Origin of the sequence: Shewanella polaris (genome assembly GCF_006385555.1) — a bacterium.
Classification (GTDB): domain Bacteria; phylum Pseudomonadota; class Gammaproteobacteria; order Enterobacterales; family Shewanellaceae; genus Shewanella; species Shewanella polaris.
On record NZ_CP041036.1, the window covers coordinates 852,594 to 872,437 of the forward strand.

General features: G+C 40.6%; 20 protein-coding genes. 5 read left to right on the forward strand and 15 right to left on the reverse strand.

Annotation, left to right across the window (positions count from 1 at the left end):
- Positions 1 to 46 precede the first annotated feature (46 nt).
- The 3 genes from FH971_RS03630 to FH971_RS03640 all read right to left on the reverse strand — a co-directional run bounded on the left by FH971_RS03630 (position 47) and on the right by FH971_RS03640 (position 3,190).
- A complete protein-coding gene (locus FH971_RS03630; protein WP_240778434.1) occupies positions 47 to 682 on the reverse strand; it encodes a DUF6988 family protein in 636 nt (211 codons plus the stop codon).
- Positions 679 to 1,176 carry a hypothetical protein gene (locus FH971_RS03635; protein ID WP_140233400.1) on the reverse strand — a complete coding sequence of 166 codons (498 nt, stop codon included), beginning with the start codon at positions 1,174 to 1,176 and terminating at the stop codon, positions 679 to 681. The genes FH971_RS03630 and FH971_RS03635 overlap by 4 nt, the downstream gene beginning before the upstream one ends.
- Before the next feature lie 433 nt (positions 1,177 to 1,609).
- Positions 1,610 to 3,190 carry an isocitrate lyase gene (locus FH971_RS03640; protein WP_140233401.1) on the reverse strand — a complete coding sequence of 527 codons (1,581 nt, stop codon included), beginning with the start codon at positions 3,188 to 3,190 and terminating at the stop codon, positions 1,610 to 1,612.
- 109 nt (positions 3,191 to 3,299) lie between these two features.
- On the opposite strand from FH971_RS03640, the gene FH971_RS03645 reads away from it, so the two are divergent.
- The 3 genes from FH971_RS03645 to FH971_RS03655 all read left to right on the forward strand — a co-directional run bounded on the left by FH971_RS03645 (position 3,300) and on the right by FH971_RS03655 (position 7,719).
- Positions 3,300 to 4,250: a LysR family transcriptional regulator gene (locus tag FH971_RS03645; protein ID WP_140233402.1), complete on the forward strand. Its 951-nt coding sequence runs from the start codon at positions 3,300 to 3,302 to the stop codon at positions 4,248 to 4,250.
- 270 nt (positions 4,251 to 4,520) lie between these two features.
- The gene (locus tag FH971_RS03650) at positions 4,521 to 6,722 is read left to right on the forward strand and encodes a malate synthase G (protein ID WP_140233403.1); all 2,202 of its coding nucleotides are present in this window, start codon (positions 4,521 to 4,523) and stop codon (positions 6,720 to 6,722) included.
- Between the two features lie 271 nt (positions 6,723 to 6,993).
- Positions 6,994 to 7,719 (forward strand): CBM9 family sugar-binding protein, encoded by a 726-nt coding sequence (locus tag FH971_RS03655; RefSeq protein WP_140233404.1) that lies wholly within the window; start codon positions 6,994 to 6,996, stop codon positions 7,717 to 7,719.
- A gap of 126 nt (positions 7,720 to 7,845) precedes the next feature.
- Here FH971_RS03655 and FH971_RS03660 read toward each other — a convergent pair whose 3' ends face one another.
- The 3 genes from FH971_RS03660 to FH971_RS03670 are packed head-to-tail and all read right to left on the reverse strand — an operon-like array spanning position 7,846 to position 10,791.
- Positions 7,846 to 8,382 carry a GDYXXLXY domain-containing protein gene (locus tag FH971_RS03660; protein WP_140233405.1) on the reverse strand — a complete coding sequence of 179 codons (537 nt, stop codon included), beginning with the start codon at positions 8,380 to 8,382 and terminating at the stop codon, positions 7,846 to 7,848.
- A complete protein-coding gene (locus FH971_RS03665; protein ID WP_167495978.1) occupies positions 8,382 to 9,647 on the reverse strand; it encodes a DUF4401 domain-containing protein in 1,266 nt (421 codons plus the stop codon). The genes FH971_RS03660 and FH971_RS03665 overlap by 1 nt, the downstream gene beginning before the upstream one ends.
- Positions 9,640 to 10,791 (reverse strand): DUF2157 domain-containing protein, encoded by a 1,152-nt coding sequence (locus tag FH971_RS03670; protein ID WP_140233407.1) that lies wholly within the window; start codon positions 10,789 to 10,791, stop codon positions 9,640 to 9,642. The genes FH971_RS03665 and FH971_RS03670 overlap by 8 nt, the downstream gene beginning before the upstream one ends.
- A 308-nt stretch (positions 10,792 to 11,099) precedes the next feature.
- Here FH971_RS03670 and FH971_RS03675 point away from each other — a divergent pair, with 308 nt between their 5' ends.
- Positions 11,100 to 11,348, forward strand: coding sequence for a DUF3297 family protein (locus FH971_RS03675; protein ID WP_140233408.1), 249 nt, complete (start codon positions 11,100 to 11,102; stop codon positions 11,346 to 11,348).
- Positions 11,349 to 11,580: 232 nt separating this feature from the next.
- Positions 11,581 to 12,225, forward strand: a complete 645-nt coding sequence (locus FH971_RS03680) for a LysE family translocator (protein ID WP_137222754.1) — start codon at positions 11,581 to 11,583, stop codon at positions 12,223 to 12,225.
- Between the two features lie 120 nt (positions 12,226 to 12,345).
- On the opposite strand, the gene FH971_RS03685 is transcribed toward FH971_RS03680, so the two are convergent.
- From FH971_RS03685 to FH971_RS03725, 9 genes are all read right to left on the reverse strand, one after another.
- Entirely contained in the window at positions 12,346 to 12,966 is a 621-nt protein-coding gene (locus tag FH971_RS03685) for a DsbA family protein (RefSeq protein ID WP_137222752.1), read from the reverse strand.
- Between the two features lie 404 nt (positions 12,967 to 13,370).
- Entirely contained in the window at positions 13,371 to 14,573 is a 1,203-nt protein-coding gene (locus FH971_RS03690) for a tetratricopeptide repeat protein (RefSeq protein WP_140233409.1), read from the reverse strand.
- Between the two features lie 5 nt (positions 14,574 to 14,578).
- Positions 14,579 to 15,220: an energy transducer TonB gene (locus FH971_RS03695; RefSeq protein ID WP_137222748.1), complete on the reverse strand. Its 642-nt coding sequence runs from the start codon at positions 15,218 to 15,220 to the stop codon at positions 14,579 to 14,581.
- A complete protein-coding gene (locus tag FH971_RS03700; RefSeq protein WP_137222746.1) occupies positions 15,220 to 15,621 on the reverse strand; it encodes an ExbD/TolR family protein in 402 nt (133 codons plus the stop codon). The genes FH971_RS03695 and FH971_RS03700 overlap by 1 nt, the downstream gene beginning before the upstream one ends.
- A complete protein-coding gene (locus FH971_RS03705) occupies positions 15,611 to 16,132 on the reverse strand; it encodes a MotA/TolQ/ExbB proton channel family protein (RefSeq protein ID WP_137222744.1) in 522 nt (173 codons plus the stop codon). Before FH971_RS03705 ends, FH971_RS03700 begins: the two co-directional genes overlap by 11 nt.
- Positions 16,119 to 17,534: a MotA/TolQ/ExbB proton channel family protein gene (locus tag FH971_RS03710; RefSeq protein ID WP_140233410.1), complete on the reverse strand. Its 1,416-nt coding sequence runs from the start codon at positions 17,532 to 17,534 to the stop codon at positions 16,119 to 16,121. Before FH971_RS03710 ends, FH971_RS03705 begins: the two co-directional genes overlap by 14 nt.
- Positions 17,534 to 18,337 carry a DUF3450 family protein gene (locus tag FH971_RS03715; RefSeq protein ID WP_240778435.1) on the reverse strand — a complete coding sequence of 268 codons (804 nt, stop codon included), beginning with the start codon at positions 18,335 to 18,337 and terminating at the stop codon, positions 17,534 to 17,536. The genes FH971_RS03710 and FH971_RS03715 overlap by 1 nt, the downstream gene beginning before the upstream one ends.
- Positions 18,334 to 19,155, reverse strand: coding sequence for a hypothetical protein (locus tag FH971_RS03720; protein ID WP_140233411.1), 822 nt, complete (start codon positions 19,153 to 19,155; stop codon positions 18,334 to 18,336). The genes FH971_RS03715 and FH971_RS03720 overlap by 4 nt, the downstream gene beginning before the upstream one ends.
- On the reverse strand, positions 19,152 to 19,844 hold the full coding sequence (locus FH971_RS03725) for a hypothetical protein (protein WP_140233412.1): 693 nt from the start codon (positions 19,842 to 19,844) through the stop codon (positions 19,152 to 19,154). The genes FH971_RS03720 and FH971_RS03725 overlap by 4 nt, the downstream gene beginning before the upstream one ends.

The window sequence follows — 19,844 nt, forward strand, 5'->3', positions numbered from 1 at the left end:
ACAGTTCTCATATTAGGTTAAATAATCGATTAAAATTTTAATTATTTTAGTTTTTTAATCGATCGGAAGGTAGACAATCTCTGAACTCATTAAATGACTTCATCACTTCTTTAGGTTTGTTTGCTTGGCCTGTCAGCTGTGACCAAAAATATGCTGTAGTACCATTTAAACCATTCGAGTTTCTTAATACTTGTTCAATTAATTCAATCGGATAACCTTTGCTGTGGCGATTGATGGCATGAATGCCTCCGTGAATATATGAACTTAATGGTTTCCATGAATATTGTTTAAATTCTAATAGTGGTAATAGCGCATTTTCTGGAGCTTTCCCTTCCATTTTTTCAAGCATTTCAGTCAACATAGGTATCTTTGATGCCCTATTTGCGCTTTCATTCGTGAGATCTGCAAGATGCTTATTTATTTGAATCTCAGTAGCAGAAAAGTGAAACCAATGGGCTCTGACTAACGCTTCGAACTGTAATCTTAGTAGACCAATAGCTGAGGTGAAGTTACCTGTTGCTAGTAAGATTTTGATACTCTCTGAATGTTCAAAAGCCACGCTGCACATGATTCTACTAGCATGATTCTTAGGTGAAGCGACTGCTGGAGGAATTGCTAAATATTGACTCATTAGTTTTTCATATTCAGCAGATCTTATTAGCAATGAATCTAGATTCATCATTTTCCTACCTCACTCTTACTCAAACATCTCTGTGCCACTTGATACACAATCGCATCGACTTGTTGTTGGCTGAGTGTTTGAGTGCGGACGGCTGGTATGGTTTTGACCAGCTGTTTGTGATTTAAGATGGGGAACGGTGGCTTTGTTTGGCTTGTAACATACCAGCCGGGGAATACCAGTACGGGGCTGGAGAAAACCTGTTGGCCGGTAGCTTTGGTTAGCCACTGGCTGACCTGCTCTTTATTAGGGATTGCTTGGCGAATTACTTGTTCTATTGGCTTGGTTTCAGTCCACGATGAAAAGCATAAGCGGCCGTCTTTAAAATGCAGTGGCAGTAAACCAAAAGCGGGAATTCGTTGAAGTTGTTCGCGATCGACTGGTAGTTTAACTGTTCTGTCGCGATGTTTGAGTAAAACAAACATCACCCCAATGGTGACGAACATGCTCGAAAGAAGAATGCCTACTGATAATAAACTGGAGGTGAAGCTTGTCATTGGCGTCCTTGATCGTGGTGTGGCCTTAGTCATAGGCCGCAATTCTAAATCCATGAATCTGCTGGATTAATATACTCCGAGTTTGGCAATATTGTAAGTGGAAATTTTCATCAATCGTTATGCGTCGCAATTGAGAGAAATGGGCTGTTGCTGTAGTCAAAAATATCATTGCATAATAATGGCTTGTATCAGTGTGTATCTTAATGGGGTAGCGTCACTGTGACCATTTTACCTGAGTGTGACACATAAAAAGGCCTGCTAATTTAAAGCAGGCCTTTTGGTATTCGCTTTCGCTGTTAGTCATGTTCACTTCAAAAACATCACTTAAGCTAGTCACTATTTGGGTAAGTCACTTTCTACACAAGCAGTTTACAAAATCAGTCTATAAATCTGTTTATAAAAGCAATTATAAAATCAGACTATAAAAGTGGTCTTAGAACTGGTTCATTGTGTTGTCTTTACCAGACGCTTTAAGCGCTTGGTCACCAGAGAAGTACTCTTTATGTGCATCACCCATATCTGAACCAGCCATGTTTTGATGTTTAACACAGGCGATACCTTGACGGATTTCCTTACGCTGAACATTGGCAACATAACCCAACATACCTTGGTCACCGAAGTATTCTTTAGCCAAGTTATCGGTAGATAATGCTGCAGTATGGTAAGTCGGTAGTGTAATAAGGTGATGGAAAATACCTGCTTCACGTGCCGAGTCAGCTTGGAAAGTACGAATCTTTTCATCAGCTTGGATAGCAAGCTCAGTGCCATCGTAATCAACACTCATTAATTGAGGGCGGTCGTAAGCTGATACGTCTTGTCCTGCTTTTTGCATCGCATCAAATATTTGCTGACGGAAGTTAAGCGTCCAGTTAAACGATGGCGAGTTGTTATACACAAGCTTGGCATTAGGAACAACTTTACGGATTTCGTTAACCATGCCACCGATTTGCGATACATGAGGCTTTTCAGTTTCAATCCACAATAAATCAGCGCCATTTTGCAATGAGGTAATACAGTCAAGTACACAACGTTCTTCACCCGTACCAGCACGGAACTTAAATAAACCATTTGGTAGACGAGCCGGTTTTACCAGTTTGCCACCTTGCTTGAATACCACATCACCATTTTCAAGTTTTGCAGCATCAACGGCTTCAACTTCAAGGAAGCTATTGTATAAATCGCCTAGATCGCCAGCTTCTTTAGTGACAGCAATTTTTTGAGTTAAGCCTGCACCTAATGAATCGGTACGAGCAACAATCACGCCGTCATCGATACCTAGCTCTAAAAATGCATAACGAACCGCGTTAATTTTTGCTAAAAACTCAACATGTGGCACGGTGACTTTACCGTCTTGGTGGCCACACTGTTTTACATCTGACACTTGGTTTTCTAATTGAATACAACAAGCACCGGCTTCAATCATTTGTTTTGCCATTAAATAAGTGGCTTCTTCGTTACCAAAACCAGCATCAATGTCGGCAATAATCGGTACAACATGGGTTTCGAAGTTTTCAATTTTTTGTTGAATCGCGGCTTTATCTGACTCTTTGGCATTATCTAATTCGCGGAAAAGACCACCTAGTTCACGGGCATCAGCTTGACGTAGGAAGGTGTATAGCTCTCTAATCAACGCAGCAACAGAAGTTTTTTCATGCATAGATTGGTCAGGTAATGGACCAAACTCACTACGCAGTGCAGCTACCATCCAACCTGAAAGATATAAGTAACGACGCTTGGTGGTTAAAAGATGTTTTTTAATCGCGATCATTTTTTGTTGGCCGATAAAACCATGCCAGCAACCTAAAGACTGAGTGTACTGCGATGAGTCCTTGTCGTAGTTGTCCATGTCTTCACGCATGATCTTAGCAGTGTATTTTGCGATATCTAACCCAGTTTTAAAGCGATTTTGTAGACGCATACGAGCGACTGACTCTGGATTGATGGCATTCCATGCACTACCTTCTGAATTTATCAAGGTGGCAGCTTCATCGATATTATTTTTGTAGTGAGTCATGTGTTTATTCCTTAACAAATAGATTAGCGGCAATTGATTACGTTGAAAATAATAGCTATATTTGGTTAAATAAACCTAATTTATACTTACTATCTTCGGTATTCACCATATGAATGTATCTCGTATCGACTTGAACCTCCTTGTTTATTTAGATGTTTTACTACGTGAAAGAAATGTTACTAAAGCGGCAGACCAGCTTGGGATCAGCCAGCCTGCAATGAGTAACGGCCTAAAACGCTTACGAAACTTGTTTGATGATCCCTTACTTATTCGCACTAGTCAGGGTATGACGCCGACCGAACGAGCAAATGAATTGCAACCCATTATCAGTGAGTTGATTATTGGACTGGAAAAAGCCGTACAACCGCGTGCCAATTTTGATCCACTAGAAAGTGATAAAGTCTTCCGTGTTATGGCAAGTGATTATGCTGAAGCGACGTTAATTCCGCCGCTAATAGCCAAGCTTCGTACTCAAGCGCCCAACATTATTTTAGATATCATGACCCCAAGTGATGTCAGTTTCCCTGATGTAGAACAAGGAAGAGTCGATATGGTGATCAACCGTTTCGACAGTATTCCGCAATCATTTCATCAAAAAATATTGTGGAGTGATGATTTTAGCTGCTTGATTAGTAAGGGTAATCCTGTTTTAAAGAAGTTTTCTTTAGACAGTTATTTAAAAGCTAAGCATGTGTGGGTGAGTAAAACAGGTATGGGTGTTGGGGTAGGGATGAACCCAGATGATGTTCAGCGTTTGGGCTGGGTAGATGAAGCATTAACGCGAATGGGTGTGAAACGCCAGATCACCGTTTTTACACGCCATTATCAAGCAGCCTGTTTGTTGGCTGAGCAACAAGATTTGATCGCAACCATACCAAGTAAGATGGCACGTCATCACATTCATAATGAACGGGTGAGTATTGTGCCGCCGCCTTTTATTATCCAACCCATTGCCTTGACTATGGCTTGGAGCCCTTTGCTTCAACATAATCCCGCGCATCAATGGATGCGACAACTTATCACTAAAACCGCAGAAGAGATAAATAGAGGTGATGTTTAATCTTACTGTTATTGTGATTTTTAGTTACGTATATGTTGTAAATTAACCAAAAAACACCATTTTGCCATATCTTTGGTGAATAGTGGTGATAATAAGCATAAATTGGATAAATAAGGTGACTTTGATATAGAGTAAAGTATTACTGCGTATGAACAGTAAGCTGTTAACAGTGGAATGAGTTTGCGCTAGTTATTTATGACTAATGATTTAGGACTATGATTTAAGGCTAAGTTTACGGTCAACGCACAGAAATTAAGGTAGGGATATAAAATGACTGCACGTATTCAAGTAGGTGGATTACACATAGCGCAAGCATTGTGGCAATTGGTCGACAGTGACATTTGCCCAGGTACTGGCATTGATTCAGCAACCTTTTGGGCAAAATTTGAGGACATTATTAGCGAATTTTCTCCCGTTAATGTGAAGCTGTTAGAAAAAAGACAACAACTACAACAGCAAATTGATCAATGGCATATTGACCATCCCACCAAAGATTTTGACCCTGCAAAATATAAAGCTTTTCTATTTGAAATAGGTTACTTGGTTCCTGAGGGGGAGGCTTTTCAAATTAGTACTGAAAATGTCGACCATGAAATTGCCGCGCAAGCTGGACCACAACTTGTGGTGCCAGTAAAAAATGCTCGTTTTGCGCTTAACGCTGCCAATGCTCGTTGGGGCAGCCTGTATGATGCGCTATATGGCACTGACGCGATATCTGAAGAAGGTGGCGCGGAGCTCACTAAACAATACAACCCGGTACGTGGCAACAAAGTTATCGCTTTTGCTAAACAACACTTAGATACAGCTGCGCCCTTAGCACAAGGCAGCCATTCAGATGTGACCCGTTATTACCTCGACGCGGGTGTGTTACGGGTGCAATTAACTGACGGCTCTACCACAACCTTAGCCCAGCCAGAAAAGTGTGTGGGTTACCAAGGTAGTGCCGATGCACCAAGTGCTATTTTGTTAGTTAATAATGGTCTGCATATCGAAATTCAAATAGATCCAAGCAGTGTTATTGGTGGCAGCGATCGCGCTGGCGTTAAAGACTTGCTGGTTGAAGCCGCTGTTACCACCATTATGGACTGTGAGGATTCTGTCGCTGCAGTTGATGCTGAAGATAAGGTTGAAGTTTATCGCAATTGGTTAGGTTTGATGCAAGGTAACTTAGCTGCCTCGCTGACTAAAAATGGTAAAGAGATAGTAAGAGAGCTCAACGATGATCGCGTCTATACCGCTGCTAATGCCGACCAGAGTGCCAACCAGAATGCAGATGTAAAAACAGTCACTTTACCTGGTAGAAGTTTGCTATTTGTGCGTAATGTGGGTCACTTGATGACCATTGATGCTGTGCTGGATAAAAATGGCAACGAAGTACCTGAAGGGATACTTGATGGCATGATCACTGTGCTTGCTGCGATGCACGACCTTAAAGGTAACAATAATGGTCGTAGTAATAGCCGCAAAGGTTCGGTGAATATTGTAAAACCTAAAATGCATGGCCCTGAAGAAGTGCAATTTACCTGTGACCTGTTTACTAAGATAGAAGATGCGCTCAAGCTTCCACGTAATACTATTAAGGTAGGCATTATGGATGAAGAGCGCAGAACGACACTGAATTTAAAAGAGTGCATTAGGGCTGCGAAAGATCGCGTCGTGTTTATTAATACTGGCTTTCTTGATCGTACGGGTGATGAGTTGCATACCTCAATGCTAGCGGGTGCATTTGTGCCTAAATCTGTGATGAAACAGCAAAAGTGGATTAGTGCTTACGAAGATTGGAATGTCGATATTGGGCTTGAATGTGGCTTACAAGGTCGTGCTCAAATCGGTAAAGGCATGTGGCCAATGCCAGATGAAATGGCAGCGATGCTTGAGCAAAAAGCGGCTCATCCTAAAGCGGGCGCAAATACAGCGTGGGTGCCGTCGCCAAATGGTGCCGTGCTGCATTCTATTCATTATCACCAAATTAATGTGGCAGACGTTCAGCAAAAAATTAAGCAACGCCCACGTGCTAGCATTGACAGTTTGTTAACCATTCCTTTACTTGCTGAAGGGGTAGCACTCACCAATGAGCAAATTGCTTTTGAACTAGAAAATAATGCTCAGGGTATTTTAGGGTATGTTGTGCGCTGGATTGATCAAGGTGTGGGTTGTTCAAAAGTGCCTGATATTAATAATGTCGGCTTGATGGAAGACAGAGCAACCTTGCGAATTTCATCGCAATATTTAGCTAATTGGCTTGAGCATGGCATATGCAGTGAAGCACAAGTGATGGCCGCGTTGAAAAAAATGGCCGCTGTGGTCGATACTCAAAATGCAGGGGATCCGCTGTACACTAATATGGCGCCTAACTTTGACGGCATTGCCTTTAAAGCGGCATGCGATCTGATTTTTAAAGGCAAATCTCAGCCATCTGGTTACACAGAGCCTTTGCTACATGCTTATCGAATTCAAGCTAAAGCAGGTTAATTTTTAGCGTTAATACTGGCTCTGAGTTGATGTAGTCACTCAATAAATAAGCCCTGATCTTGCAAAGATTAGGGCTTTTTTTGTGGTCACTTTATCAGTGGTATCAGAGTAAAATTTTAAAGTACTAGCTAACCTGCGGTGTTTTGACCTGATTGTTGGGCCGATTTAATTCAGGACCAAGATGCAGAGCTTTTAAGCGTGGGTCTGATTTATGATTGTTTTCAATGCCAGATTAAGCGAGTCTATATAAAACCGATTAGAAATGAGCCTTATGAAATATTCGTTACTCGCTTTGGGATTACTGTTAAGTAGCCCGACACTGTTTGCTATGGATGTTGATTATACTGCGACGCCTATTAAGATTGATGGTGTTGCTGACGCAGCATGGCAGCAGGCTAAGTGGCAGACGATGCCGTATTTAATGGATGGAGTATTGCCTGATTCAACGAGTGATTTCAGCGGTAAATATAAGTTACTGTGGGATGAGCACTATTTGTATCTGCAAGCTGAAATTACCGACGATGTGTTGCTTGATACCCATGCCGACCCAACGGTGAATTATTGGGATGATGACACGTTAGAGATTTTTATTGATAGCGATGCCTCAGGCGGCGATCATCAGTTTAACCACAGTGCATTTGCGTACCATATTGGCCTAGACAATCAGGCGGCTGATTATGGTCCAGACAAACAAGCTCACTTGTATACGTCGCATTTAAAAAGTCGTTGGCAGCGCAGTAGTGATGCGCCTTACAACGTGATTTGGGAGGTGGCGATTAAGCTGTATCCTAATGATTTTAAAGAAGGTCAGGAAGATAAGCCTTTATTGCTAACGCCGAATAAAATGATTGGTTTTATGCTCGCCTATTGCGATAACGATGGCAGCCCAGTAAGAGAGCATTTTATGGGTTCTCATGAGATCACCCCGGTTAACGGCGATAAAAACAGAGGCTTTATTGATGCTAGTGCCTTTGGCCGTATGACTCTTAAACGTTAGCCAACATCTAACACCATGATCCATTTGTAAAGTGACTTGAGTTAAAGAGTATTGCTGACAATTTAAAGTTTACTCTGATCCCATTTACTCCAATTTTACCGGTTATTTTATCTAACTCGTCACTGCCTATATGCGCTTAAAGTCTTTATCTATCATATTACTGAGTAGTAATTGTCCTGCTTGATTAACTCTAAACTCGCCATATTTTGATTGTTCAAAGTCTGCTGCTCGACCTTCTTGAAAGAAAAAAGCATTACTGGCCAGTTTAATACTGCCGTCACGGACGCGATATTGAATCAATCGCTGGGTTGGGGTTAAGGCATCACCATTGTAGAGGCCATCGAACTGGGCGACGCGATGTTTGTCGAGTGTCACAATAAACAAACCATCATGGTTATTTTGCGTGCTTGAGTGCTGATTAACTGACTGGCTAACCACTCTCGCGATGTCATAATTTAGCGCCATGTAATCGCCTTGCATTAGGGAGCGTGGATCGACAGGGGCCAGTTCAAACAGTATGACTTCGCCATTGGCTAATAGTTGTTCTTGTGTAAATATCTTGTAGTTAATGAGTGCGAGTATTACTAATGCCGCAATAATTGCCCATAGTGACCGCTTACTTAGCTGGCGAGAATTAAGCAAGGTGTTGTTATTCGATGTCATTATGGTTGCTCCTTATTTTGTACTCTTGTTGCTGGAGCCGTTTCAATTACATCGTTAACGTCTTCTGTATCCGCTGTTGGAGCCATCAATCCAACTTCATCATTATTTTCAGCCCCATTTTTAGAACCATTTTCAACACCACTAGCAACAGTATTTTCGACGCTATTTTTGGTGCAATCTTTGGCTTTAGTGTTCATGGCCAATCTGAGCAGTAATAGTACTGTGCCACTGGCCATTAACCACAATGATTTATCAAACAAGTCTATGTGGAGTGAGTAGTAATACAGGCTGATAAAGGCGAGTAGGGCACACACCGAAAGGATCACTAATTTGCGTTCGTTATAGAAATAGCCCAGCAATAACATGAGTAGCGAGGCGCTTAATCCGCTCATGACTATTGAAAGTAAACTGATTAATATTGCAGCAAGGATCACCATTCGCTTACTGCGAGTATGCGAAGCCTTAGCTTGGTTGGTTTGGTTGTTGGGCGCTAGCTGGTTAAAGATTTGATTAATGAGCCACAGCGCTGATAACAAGCTGATGGCGATAGCGATATAGTCATTAATGCTGGCGTTAAATGTCATCAAAAAACTAGGCTGATCTATTATGTCATCTAATTCAAACAGCATGACATTAACCAGTAGCAAACCGATGGCAACTGCGTAACCTAACATTCTGATACGTTGATAATGTTGTGGCCATCGGTAAATTTGTGACCAGATAACGACTGAACTTAGTACTAACAATGGCAATATAAGTAGCGATAAGTGGTTGATGGCTAAAATAGCTAATAGGCTGGGGACCATACCGAACGCAGCAACAAATTGGTTTGCTTTGTGAGGGATGACTATCCAGTGAATGGCAAAGGTGGCGGCATAAATCACCGCGATTAGGGTCTCGTTGCTGTCTTCTAGGCTTTCGAAGGTGCCAAAAAGCAACATTATTTGTCCGCATAGACTAAATGCGAACACCATCTGCAGGATAAACTCTTGGCGATTTTCGCCAAGTCGATAATATGCCAAGCAGCCTAGGCTTAGCACAAGACCAAAACTGATAAATGATGATTCGGTAATATCGCTTACCGAAGATGCACTCAGCAATACAAACGCCAATAAAAACAGCGCTGCAATCCAGCCTCCAATAATTTGTGCGGCAATGATATACCAAGGACTGCTTAGCATGGCCTGTGGTGCAATATCCGTGGTTACCAGCCCTTTATTAAACAGCGATTGCCATAATGTGTTACTCGAACTGAGGTTACTCATGAGCGGTTCCCTCTTTTTTAACATCACTATTGCTCGCGTTATTATCCGTAAGCATCGTCATTTCATCAAATTGTTGGTGCCATTTTTTTAGCCAATATAAACAGCCACTGGTTAGGCCTACAACCACTATGCCCATGATAAAAAACGCTGCAATGGTATCGCTAGTTTCGAATAACTCACTTGATAGTAGCGATATTATAGCGGCACTCACGCTGGTTAATACCAATGTGAGTGGATATAAGGCGGGTGAACGATAACGGTACCAAACAAATAAGCTGACCATAGTGACTAGGTACACTAGCGCATAATAGGCAACATATTCGTTGGAGTCGTAATGGTAATTAAAGTCAAAAATGACCCAAATGATTAGCCAGGTGAATCCGCTTACGCTAGCAAGTAAACTACTAGCTTCTACCATGGGGCAATTAAAATGCAATTGTACGCGCCATTTACAGCGTTTAGCTAAGGAAAATGTTAGATGAATGACTAAGTTAACTAAGCCGAAAATAGCAATTTGTTGAATGTCTTCAAGTAGAAAACTAAATACAGAAGCAAAGGATTGAAGATATAACCCTAGGCTGACGTTGAGTAATACCACCACCAATAACCACAACAGATCAAAACCTGCGATGTAAGCAAAGGGTAGAATTAACACCGCCCAAATGGCAAACAGTTGCCAAGGATCGGCGCCTGTTTGATAGGTTTGCCCCACCAACGCCAGTAATGCCCCGAGCATAATACTGGCTCCAAGTAACATTGCATTGGCTAGGCTACAGCCATAAGTCTGTTGAATATGTTGGTTGTGTTGATCATGTAGAACATGTTGGCCGTCGGCCTGTAAAGATGATTTTTTACGGGCGCGGTTAGCGAGATAAAATCCGCCAATAAACAGGGCAAATAGGGTTTCGACTATGGCAAACTTATTGAGGTGCGACAACGCATCCCAGTTAAACGCCATGAAAAATATCACCCCAGCGCCAAGTAATAAAACCCCGAGATAGAGTAATATATTGGCGATTAATAGCTGCCATTTATTCGCTGTTGGGTGAGGGTAAGCCACTATCATTGCGGCTTTAACATTAACAGGCTCTATTTTACCGTCTATAAACCACTGCCATATGGTTGAACGCTTTTGAGTCATCATCCCTTGTCTGCTATCCCTTTTATTGAACTCTTGGCCGTCGATACGCTGTCGCTCGCTAAGCTAAATGTAAACTAACGCTGCCTATATGCAATTAAAAATCATATGTACTTAAAAACCCATAGAAAAGATCATGCAGGATTTTAAACACAGGCACTTAGCTTAACACTGATGCTTAGTATTTATGATTGGTGCTTCTTTCCTGATAAACGGTATCTTTTAGGGGCTACTCACATTTATCACCACCGCTATTGAGCATCACGCTGGTATTGCCTACAATAGCGCATGTTTTACTCACTACAGACCAGACAATGAACGACACTACAGCTAAACCTGCTTTACCTGATCGCCTTAGCGTTAATCCACGTAGCCCACATCATGTGGAAGCCATTTTCGAACACGAAATTGGCATTTTGTTTAATGGTAAAGAGCGTAATGATGTCGAAGAATATTGCATCAGCGAAGGCTGGATAAAAGTCGCATCGCACAAAGCATTAGATCGTCGCGGTCAACCGCTTACGATGACAGTAAAAGGTAAGATTGAAGCTTTCTATAAATAGAACTGAGTAAACTGACTCTTTAGCGTCAAAAACAAAGGCTAGCCGTTACGGCTGGCCTTTATTATTTATACTTCTTTGGTTTATAACCACTTAGTAATTCTAACCGTAAACAAACCCTGCCAACTGTGCCTCTGCTTTAAACACCTGTAGCCGCTTAACATGATTTTCATTCATGTTGGATAGCGGTAGAATCCGCGCCTTGTTTTAGCATTCGTTTAGAATTTGTGTATTTATGATAATTGATCTGGCTTTACTTCCCGTTTATTTAACCACAGTGGTTGCCTTACTATTAATTCCTGGGCCTGACATGCTGTTGATCGCCAGTTCTAGCTTGAGTTATGGCCGCAAAGTGGGTGTGTATGCCAGTTTTGGTAATGCGACCTCGGGACTTATTTTAACCTTACTTGCTGCAATGGGCGTTTCCGCATTAGTGGCAATGAATCCAATGGCGCTAGAGTTGTTGCGAGTGTTAGGCGGGGCTTACTTGCTTAAAATGGGTTGGGATTGCATGCGCAGCAGTGCAAGCGATGCACCTGAAATTACTCAGCAGGGTAACCTCGCTAAATTACTTTATCGCCGAGCGGTAATGAGTAATCTACTTAATCCTAAAGCGCTGATATTCTTTGTGTTGTTTTTGCCTCAGTTTGTTTCAACTCAATTGAGTGCCAGTTCTGGTGAACAAATGCTGGCATTAGGGTTGCTGCTTAATGTGATGGGATTAGCGTTTAATTTGTTATTAGTCGCGTTAGTGGGCAGTTTAGGCAAACCCTTACTCAAAAATGAAAAGTTTCGGACTTATCAGAACAAGTTTATGGGGGTAATATTTTTTGCTTTAGCGATTTGGTTACTGGCGTCGCAGGTGCAAAGTATTAGCTAAGTAAGTCGTAATAAGATTTCAATTAATAAAAAACCACGGTGATAGCCGTGGTTTTTTTATTGATACATTCAAATATTGTTACGTAAACTACAAACTAAAAGCATTCAATATGTTGTGACATTAATGCTTTGATTGCTTGATGGCATCCATTTCTTTTTCAACGGCTTCAACTACCGCTTGGGGATTGCTCAAGTATTGTGAGTGATCAACAAAGATGGCGTTGTCATCAACTGTTATCACGATAGCAGGGAATCCTGCCGTGCCAATAACTTGTTGAATTTCCTCAATGCCTTCGAGTACGTATTCGGCATCCATACTGAGTTCATCTTTAAATATTTTATTCGATGCTGACAGCTTAAATTTTTCTACTATGTCATTAAAGTCGTGTTTATTGGTAAGCGGGTTGCCTTCAATGAAATGGGCTCTTTGTAGCGCATTAAGCACTGGCAATTGCTTATCGGCATGCTTGGTTTGCAACCATGCCATTAAGTTTGCGACTTTTATTGAGCTTTTAGGACTGTTTGCGTAGCGAATATGGTCGCGACCAAACTTAAGCCCACTGATTTTTGCAGCGGCTTGCATTTGTTCTTCGCCTGCACTGTCTTTGCCGATGTAATGCGCGCTATGTAGTAAGTGTACATTCATCTCTGGATAGGCTTGTTGCAGTGCATTCACCAAAGGTGTGGCAGCATAGCTCCAAGGGCAATGTGAGTCGTAGATAAAATAAAGCTCAATGGTCATTAAGTGGATTCTTGTTTGCGATCAGATGTGGTGATCCTAAATAGTTTATTACTATTATTCAATCATTGAATTTATGCAGATTCATCCTGAAATGTATTATCGATTAACGTGACGTGCAGAATTGGACGCGTATCTGTTATCGACTGATGCAAGCGATTGATTACTTAGCGCAAACCAATCAAGCATAATGGAACTCTTATTGGCTCTGATTTAGTCATCTTAACTTGTTGGCAGTGAAAAGGGCTTCAATTTAATTATTCTTTAATAACGATCGTCATTAGTACCATTAAACGATATCGACTCATATCGGTGCGTTTAAGCATTAGCTAGATTGACGACGCAGAATGAAGCGTGTTGTGGGTTAGCGACTGTAACTGATTATTACCGGTTAATTAGAATTGTAATCAGGGGGTAAATAGTTCAAATCCAGCCAAATTTTGTTCGAATGCTTTCGCGATGGATTCAAATCCTGGTGTTTGTGCTAGCTTGCGATAGCATGCTTTGGCTTCTGGCCATTTTTGAGCTAACCAATAATTTTGCCCCATTAATAATAATGCCTGCCCTTGTTGCTGATTGCGCTTTTGTCGAGCATATTTAATTTCTTTAGCTGTGCCAAGTGTGAGTGGTTGTTGTCCTACCTTTTTCCATGAGTTTATTGCACTGTCATTTTGTTTTAATACGGCAAATAATTGCCCTTGAAGTAAATAATAGTCGTCGTATAAGGTTGTATTAAGTTTGGAATTAATGACAAATGATTGCATAAAATCTAACGCCCGCTGATATTGGCCAGAAAGCCAAGCATACTGCGCACAAGTAAAATGTTGCGAGGTAAACACTTGGCCTTGCTGCTGCGATATACATTCAACGGCAAAGTTATATGCTTTTAGGTTACCTAATAGGTTAACGTTTACGTTTGTTTTTTTACCATCTATTACACTAGAAACATCCGTCGCGACAGCTGCCGCTATGGGATTATTTAATCCCATTTCACTTCTAGCTAAAATTTGCCAAGCGCTTAGATTATCTGGTGAGCTCTTTAGCCACTGCAGCGCACTATTTTTAGCCCCTTGCCAATCTTCTAAAGCTAATTGACTATAACTAATCAAAGGCCACCAATGTTGTTTTACTGGCGATATTAATAGTATGTCGATAACCGCTTGATATTGTGTCAATTGATAATAAGAATAACCCATTATATAACGAGTTTGCACAAGTAGAGCTTGATCGCTACTTGATGCCAGTAATGGTTTTAATAGATTAATAACCATCTGATATTGATTAGATTTTAAAAGCGAATCTGCTAAGTTTATGGCTAAATTAATATCATTAGGGTAAAGCTTGTATCCTTTCGTCCAGCAGTTTAATGCTTCAGTTAACTTTCCGGTGTCAGTTAAGAGTTTGCATCCATACTTAAATACGGTTGCATGAGGTTTTTCTTGTTCAAATAGTGGCTTAATTATGTTTGATGCGGCATCATAATTTTTGTTTTCAAGTAATTGATTCATTTTATAAAGTTGGTTCGACTCAAAATGACTGAGCTCGCGAGATTGAGCGTTAACACCAACCAATAAAAAGAATATCAATATAGAAGCGGTAAGATAATTCATCTAAATTAATTGACCTTAAAGTTAATGGGTACATCAACAAACACCTTAACGGCCTCGCCAGACAATATTGCGGGTTTAAAGCGCCATTTTCGCGCGGCTTGGGTTGCTGAATCATCAAATACTTTTTCAGGATTAGATTCTAATATGTTTACTTGGCTTACCAATCCATTCGCCTCAACTATCAATCGTAATAGTACTTTGCCACCGTCTTTATATTTTCGTCCTGCAATAGGCATTTGGGGTTGAATATATTTCAGTAATTCAGGCGGTTGGTCGACATCTTTAATCCCCATCGTCATTGGGCCTAGACTGGGTAGGGGAGTGCTATCTATTGATGGTGCGACAAAAATAGGTTGATGTACCGGCGTATCTGCAACTCCCGCCATAATTGGTAAGTTCATGGTGAGTGGTGGAGCGACTTTTGCTGCAGTATGTCTTACTTCAACGCTTTCTATTTTCGATAATTTTTGTTTTTCGACTTCAGGCAACGCTATTGCCAGAGTGATAGGCTTGTTATTTATTAATCGTTGCGAAGGTTTGTGGTTTAAATAGTTGGGCAGATAAAAACAAAGCAAAATAGTCAATCCAATTGATAATAATAATCGGATACTCACAATCGTCATTTTATAATGCGGCTTTTGTTTCATTAGTCACTCTCTGAGGCCACAGAGCTATAGCTGATGCCTGCTTTTTTTGCTATATCGAGTACTTTTATGGTCACCCCAGTTGGACAGTTGGTATCAGCAACAATCAATAATTTTATTTTGGGTGTTTGGGTGACGATTTGCTGTAATTTGCCGGGCAAATAATAGATATCAATTTCTTTAGATTCAAAGTAGACCCTTCCAGTGGTATCTAATGTCACTATGATAGGGCTACCATCAACACGTGTTGCGGTGCTGGCGTATGGACGGTGTATTTCAACTGCAGATTGTTGAACAAAATTGGTCGATACAATAAAGAAAATAAGTAGAATGAATACCACATCGAGCATGGGAGTCATGTTGATTTCTGGGTCTTTATCTTGCCTAAAACGATCACTCAGCATGGTAGCCTCTTACAAGATCAATCCTTTGAATTTTATTCAATTTTCTTTGCCAGAAAAATGCTAATAACGCTCCACTTAACCCAATAAAAAGTCCTGTTTGAGTGGTGACCATTGCCATGGATATTCCCGCAGAAATCACCGCAGGGTCATGAAAACCGTAGTCTGCACCAGCAGTAAACATGGCTATCATTCCGCTAACGGTACCGAGTAACCCTAAAAGCGGTGCGACCATGGATAAAAGTTTTACGCCTTGAAGATCAAAGTATTGTTGTTGATACGCTTTTCTTAATGCAATTGAATCCAGTCTATGATTAAGCCAGTCTGGACAAGTTTGCGTTGTCGTGCGGATATAAGATAAATCATATGACTTAAATATGATCTGGCTTGCCAACCATAACATCCATAAGCAACAGGCAAAAAGTGGCCACATTACTAATCCGCCCATGTCTATAAACGCGAGGATAGAATGTTCAAACTGACTAATGGAATAAATAATATTATTGATTGTCATGTTTATCACCAGATTCAATATACAGTGCTAGCAACAAAGCCGCTTGTTGTTCCATATTCAAGCTAAGAGCTTGTGCACGGCGTTTCAATGGGTAATGAAGTAATAGTAACGGTAGTGCAACCAGTAAGCCTGCTTGAGTGGTTATTAATGCTTTACTGATACCTTGTGATAATAATTTAGGATCGCTGTTACCAAATTCGGTGAGCGACTGGAAGGTTTCAATCATCCCCGATACCGTACCTAGCAGGCCTAACATAGGCGCCATCGCAGCCAGTAATGCTATAAAACCTAAACCTCGTTCAAACTTGGACATTTGCTTTAGCATAAGTTGTTTAAGTCTGAGGTCCATAGATTCAACACTTGAATTGATTACCATTGAGTTTGCTAATACCAATGCAGCAGGTATACGGGAAGCCTTTAACAATTGCTGTTTAATCAAAGTTAAGTCAGTACTTGCTAGGTTATCTTCGTCGATTAAATGGGCTAACGGTCGCCACCTAAACAACACAATTGCTCGCCATAGGGCAATGATTACACCGATCAAGGCTAAAATAAGGATAGGCCAGAGCACTTCTCCTCCTTTTTTTACCCAATCAATAAAGGTTTGTTTATCAGCCAAACTTGGCAGCATCCGCCCTTGGCTTAAATCAAGCGGCAGTAATTGAGTTTGATTAGTTAACCACTGGTTGATGTTGTTACTGATTGTCGAATTATTGGGGGTAATTGCCGTTGGTAATTTATCGGTAAACATAATTAATTGTGGCTTCTTGCTTTCACTAACTGCCATTAATCCACCAATAATGCTAAGGTTTTCTTCACTTACGTGGCCGTCTTCAAAGCTAATAGCTGTATGAGATTTTGATACTTTAGCGGTCATCTTCATATCGTCAACAGCATAGGTTATTAACGCATTTAAGCGGGCCATGTCAGGAAAGCCAGGATGAGATTGCGCTTTTTCCAGTGATTGACGTCTTTGCGGCTCAATTAGCTGGGTCGGACTTAGTTGCCATTGTTGCGATAAGCTGCGTATTGTTTTTTGGTATGCACCTTGGACTAGTTTCATATCATCAACAATGCTTTGATAATCATCGGTTAATGTATTTTTTTGTTTGCTTAACGTTGCTAGTTTTTGATTAATAACAGCAAGCTTTTGTTTTTTATCATCCAAGCGCTTATCTAAGTTTTGTTGATTATTTTTTACTTCAGATATTTCTTGTTTCAGGCGAGCGCGCCACTGTTGGTTTTGTTGGTTGAGATTGTTTGCATGGGTGTTTACTGCTTGATCAATTATTTTGTACTTGTCACTCTGTTGTGTGACTTTATCTTTTTCCAAAGCAATAGCATTTTGCATATTCATTAACGTTGATGCACATAGGAATAAAATGATAAATATTGCTTTCATTATCTTTGCACTCCTAATGGTATATTGACGATTTCGGCAATTTGCTTATTCATTGTAATCGCCATTGCCAACCTTAAATCGCCTTGTTCATTGAGTGGTATGGTATTCCATTGGCGAGTTTGACGATCAAACCAACCAAATTGTTGTTCATCTGGTGTCATGTAAAACCAAGCTAGGCGACCTAAACGTAGTAAATTAACTTGCATTGGTTTTTCATCGATTACGATCACATCTTGGTTTACTTGCTGACCATATCCGTAGGCAACTTCAATGCTTACCACATCCAATAAACGTCTAAAGCGTTCAGCCAATGGCAATTCACTTTTATCCATCGCACTACGTAAAAACGCTAAACGTCGTTTACGCTCATCAAAGTCAAACGGTAAATCAGAGAACACTTGTTGTTCTAACATGGCATACCAAACCTCAAGTTGGGGTTCAAGTTGTTGCTTTAGAACATTAATCGTATCAATGTCTTGTTGTAACTGATTTATTTCCATTTGTAGTGACTGTAAATTTTTTTGTTTTTTCTGTAATTGGTATTCTGTCCAATATAATTCGCCTAAACTTTGCTGCTGTTGAGATAAAGAATGCATTTTCTGTTGTTGCCAATCAGCTGCTTCTTGCCCTAATTGAACTGATTGCTGAATGGGTTGTTTTATTTTATCAGTCCATTGTTCGGCTAAATTATTAACGACAGGTTTTTCGTTAACCTGTTTATTGTCGTTCGCAGTTACTATGTTGCTAGTTAACAACAAACAACAAGTTAATAAGCCATTTAATTTGATTCGACTTGTCATCATCGAGTTCCTTTTTTATACGAACGACGCCAAAATACAAATCCTTGAATGAATAGGCTTAATAACAATAATCCATAACAAGCAAAAAAGTAGTTTACTAATGGGTTATGCACGGCAACAACTTTGACTTGCACCCCAAGATTATCCTTTTGATAAGGAATGCTAAAATCAGTTACTGTGAGGTATAAATCATCCACTCTGAATTGGCGCATAAATCCGGCATCACCACTGACTTTTTTGTGCCCATCATCAACAATAAAATGTGCACTATTTTTACGAGGGTCAAATTGCTCTACGCTGCGGCGAGTAATTCTACCTGCTGGGCTTTTACCTGTTTCATCTTCTTTAATGAGTGAAACATCATCTTGATAGTCTACATTTGTGAGTTGTATTTGATAATTGCCACTGGAGAAACGTTGGCCTTGATGTAACACCGCGCTATCGTGCCCATGAATGAACACCAAATCGATACCATGAAATAAAAATACCAATAGAGTAAGTACATGTATGGGCAGCATCATAATGCGTGGGCTATGCCAACGTTTACGGCGCCAAGTCGGCCATAAATCGCGCCAAGAACACAAAGCTGTGTTAACACCCAACATAACCATTAATGCGACTAAGCCAATGAGCCATACGGCTACAATTGGGGCTGTTGTTAACGGTTGTAACCATTGAGACATGGGTAAATCATTCAATAATTTAAACACTTGCCTCGATGACTCTTGTTCACTAACAGCCATGCCTGCAGCAAACCACAAAGAGACAAGGACTAATAAGACAAATGCTAAGCGCATTGAATATAACCAATTCATCTTCATAATAGTAGGTATCCCAACATCAACAGGCTAATAAAGCCCAATACAACGGCTTTTCCCATGCAGAGTGCGCTAGCATTTGAAAACCACGCTTTAGGTATATGAAATACCAATATAAATAGCAGGTAAGTTAATGCCGATAAGAAAAAGTGACCGCTCCAACTCCAACTGCGTCCCCAACCGATAAATGCCCAATAACTGCCGGCGATTTCACCGCCTAAATAGGCTGTTCCAGCAAATAAACCTAACAAGTGACTATGGCTTTCTAAATTGGCATCACTGCGTAAAGCTTGTATTAGGTACCCCAAACATCCTGCGATGGCTAAGCCTAGCGCTAATGGTCGTGATAAAAAAAATAACTGAGCCCAAACCGAGGTCAGCATGGCGCTACTCTCTTTAGGCGGGATAAGCATTTGGCTGTATAACAACATTGCAAGTGCCGTCGCACATAAGAAAAAAACATAATTTATTTGGGCGCGAGTTTGTAGATTCAAAAAAACAACCGACAACATACATATCAAGGCTGTTGCGACCAAATAAATAATTTCACTGCTAGCGGGGAATAGTAAGCTGTTGTTATTAATTAAGATTAATATAAATACAGCTAAACCAAGTAAAGCCACATTAGCTAATCGTACCGATAATCTCATTTTGCTAGCGGTACCAATAGACCTTAGACTTGTTTCACTCAT

Coding starts and splice junctions, on each gene's coding strand:
- FH971_RS03630 (WP_240778434.1), bottom strand. CDS start 682: ATGATGAATCTAGATTCATTGCTAATAAGATCTGCTGAATATGAAAAA.
- FH971_RS03635 (WP_140233400.1), bottom strand. CDS start 1,176: ATGACAAGCTTCACCTCCAGTTTATTATCAGTAGGCATTCTTCTTTCG.
- FH971_RS03640 (WP_140233401.1), bottom strand. CDS start 3,190: ATGACTCACTACAAAAATAATATCGATGAAGCTGCCACCTTGATAAAT.
- FH971_RS03645 (WP_140233402.1), top strand. CDS start 3,300: ATGAATGTATCTCGTATCGACTTGAACCTCCTTGTTTATTTAGATGTT.
- FH971_RS03650 (WP_140233403.1), top strand. CDS start 4,521: ATGACTGCACGTATTCAAGTAGGTGGATTACACATAGCGCAAGCATTG.
- FH971_RS03655 (WP_140233404.1), top strand. CDS start 6,994: ATGAAATATTCGTTACTCGCTTTGGGATTACTGTTAAGTAGCCCGACA.
- FH971_RS03660 (WP_140233405.1), bottom strand. CDS start 8,382: ATGACATCGAATAACAACACCTTGCTTAATTCTCGCCAGCTAAGTAAG.
- FH971_RS03665 (WP_167495978.1), bottom strand. CDS start 9,647: ATGAGTAACCTCAGTTCGAGTAACACATTATGGCAATCGCTGTTTAAT.
- FH971_RS03670 (WP_140233407.1), bottom strand. CDS start 10,791: ATGATGACTCAAAAGCGTTCAACCATATGGCAGTGGTTTATAGACGGT.
- FH971_RS03675 (WP_140233408.1), top strand. CDS start 11,100: ATGAACGACACTACAGCTAAACCTGCTTTACCTGATCGCCTTAGCGTT.
- FH971_RS03680 (WP_137222754.1), top strand. CDS start 11,581: ATGATAATTGATCTGGCTTTACTTCCCGTTTATTTAACCACAGTGGTT.
- FH971_RS03685 (WP_137222752.1), bottom strand. CDS start 12,966: ATGACCATTGAGCTTTATTTTATCTACGACTCACATTGCCCTTGGAGC.
- FH971_RS03690 (WP_140233409.1), bottom strand. CDS start 14,573: ATGAATTATCTTACCGCTTCTATATTGATATTCTTTTTATTGGTTGGT.
- FH971_RS03695 (WP_137222748.1), bottom strand. CDS start 15,220: ATGAAACAAAAGCCGCATTATAAAATGACGATTGTGAGTATCCGATTA.
- FH971_RS03700 (WP_137222746.1), bottom strand. CDS start 15,621: ATGCTGAGTGATCGTTTTAGGCAAGATAAAGACCCAGAAATCAACATG.
- FH971_RS03705 (WP_137222744.1), bottom strand. CDS start 16,132: ATGACAATCAATAATATTATTTATTCCATTAGTCAGTTTGAACATTCT.
- FH971_RS03710 (WP_140233410.1), bottom strand. CDS start 17,534: ATGAAAGCAATATTTATCATTTTATTCCTATGTGCATCAACGTTAATG.
- FH971_RS03715 (WP_240778435.1), bottom strand. CDS start 18,337: ATGATGACAAGTCGAATCAAATTAAATGGCTTATTAACTTGTTGTTTG.
- FH971_RS03720 (WP_140233411.1), bottom strand. CDS start 19,155: ATGAAGATGAATTGGTTATATTCAATGCGCTTAGCATTTGTCTTATTA.
- FH971_RS03725 (WP_140233412.1), bottom strand. CDS start 19,844: ATGAGTGAAACAAGTCTAAGGTCTATTGGTACCGCTAGCAAAATGAGA.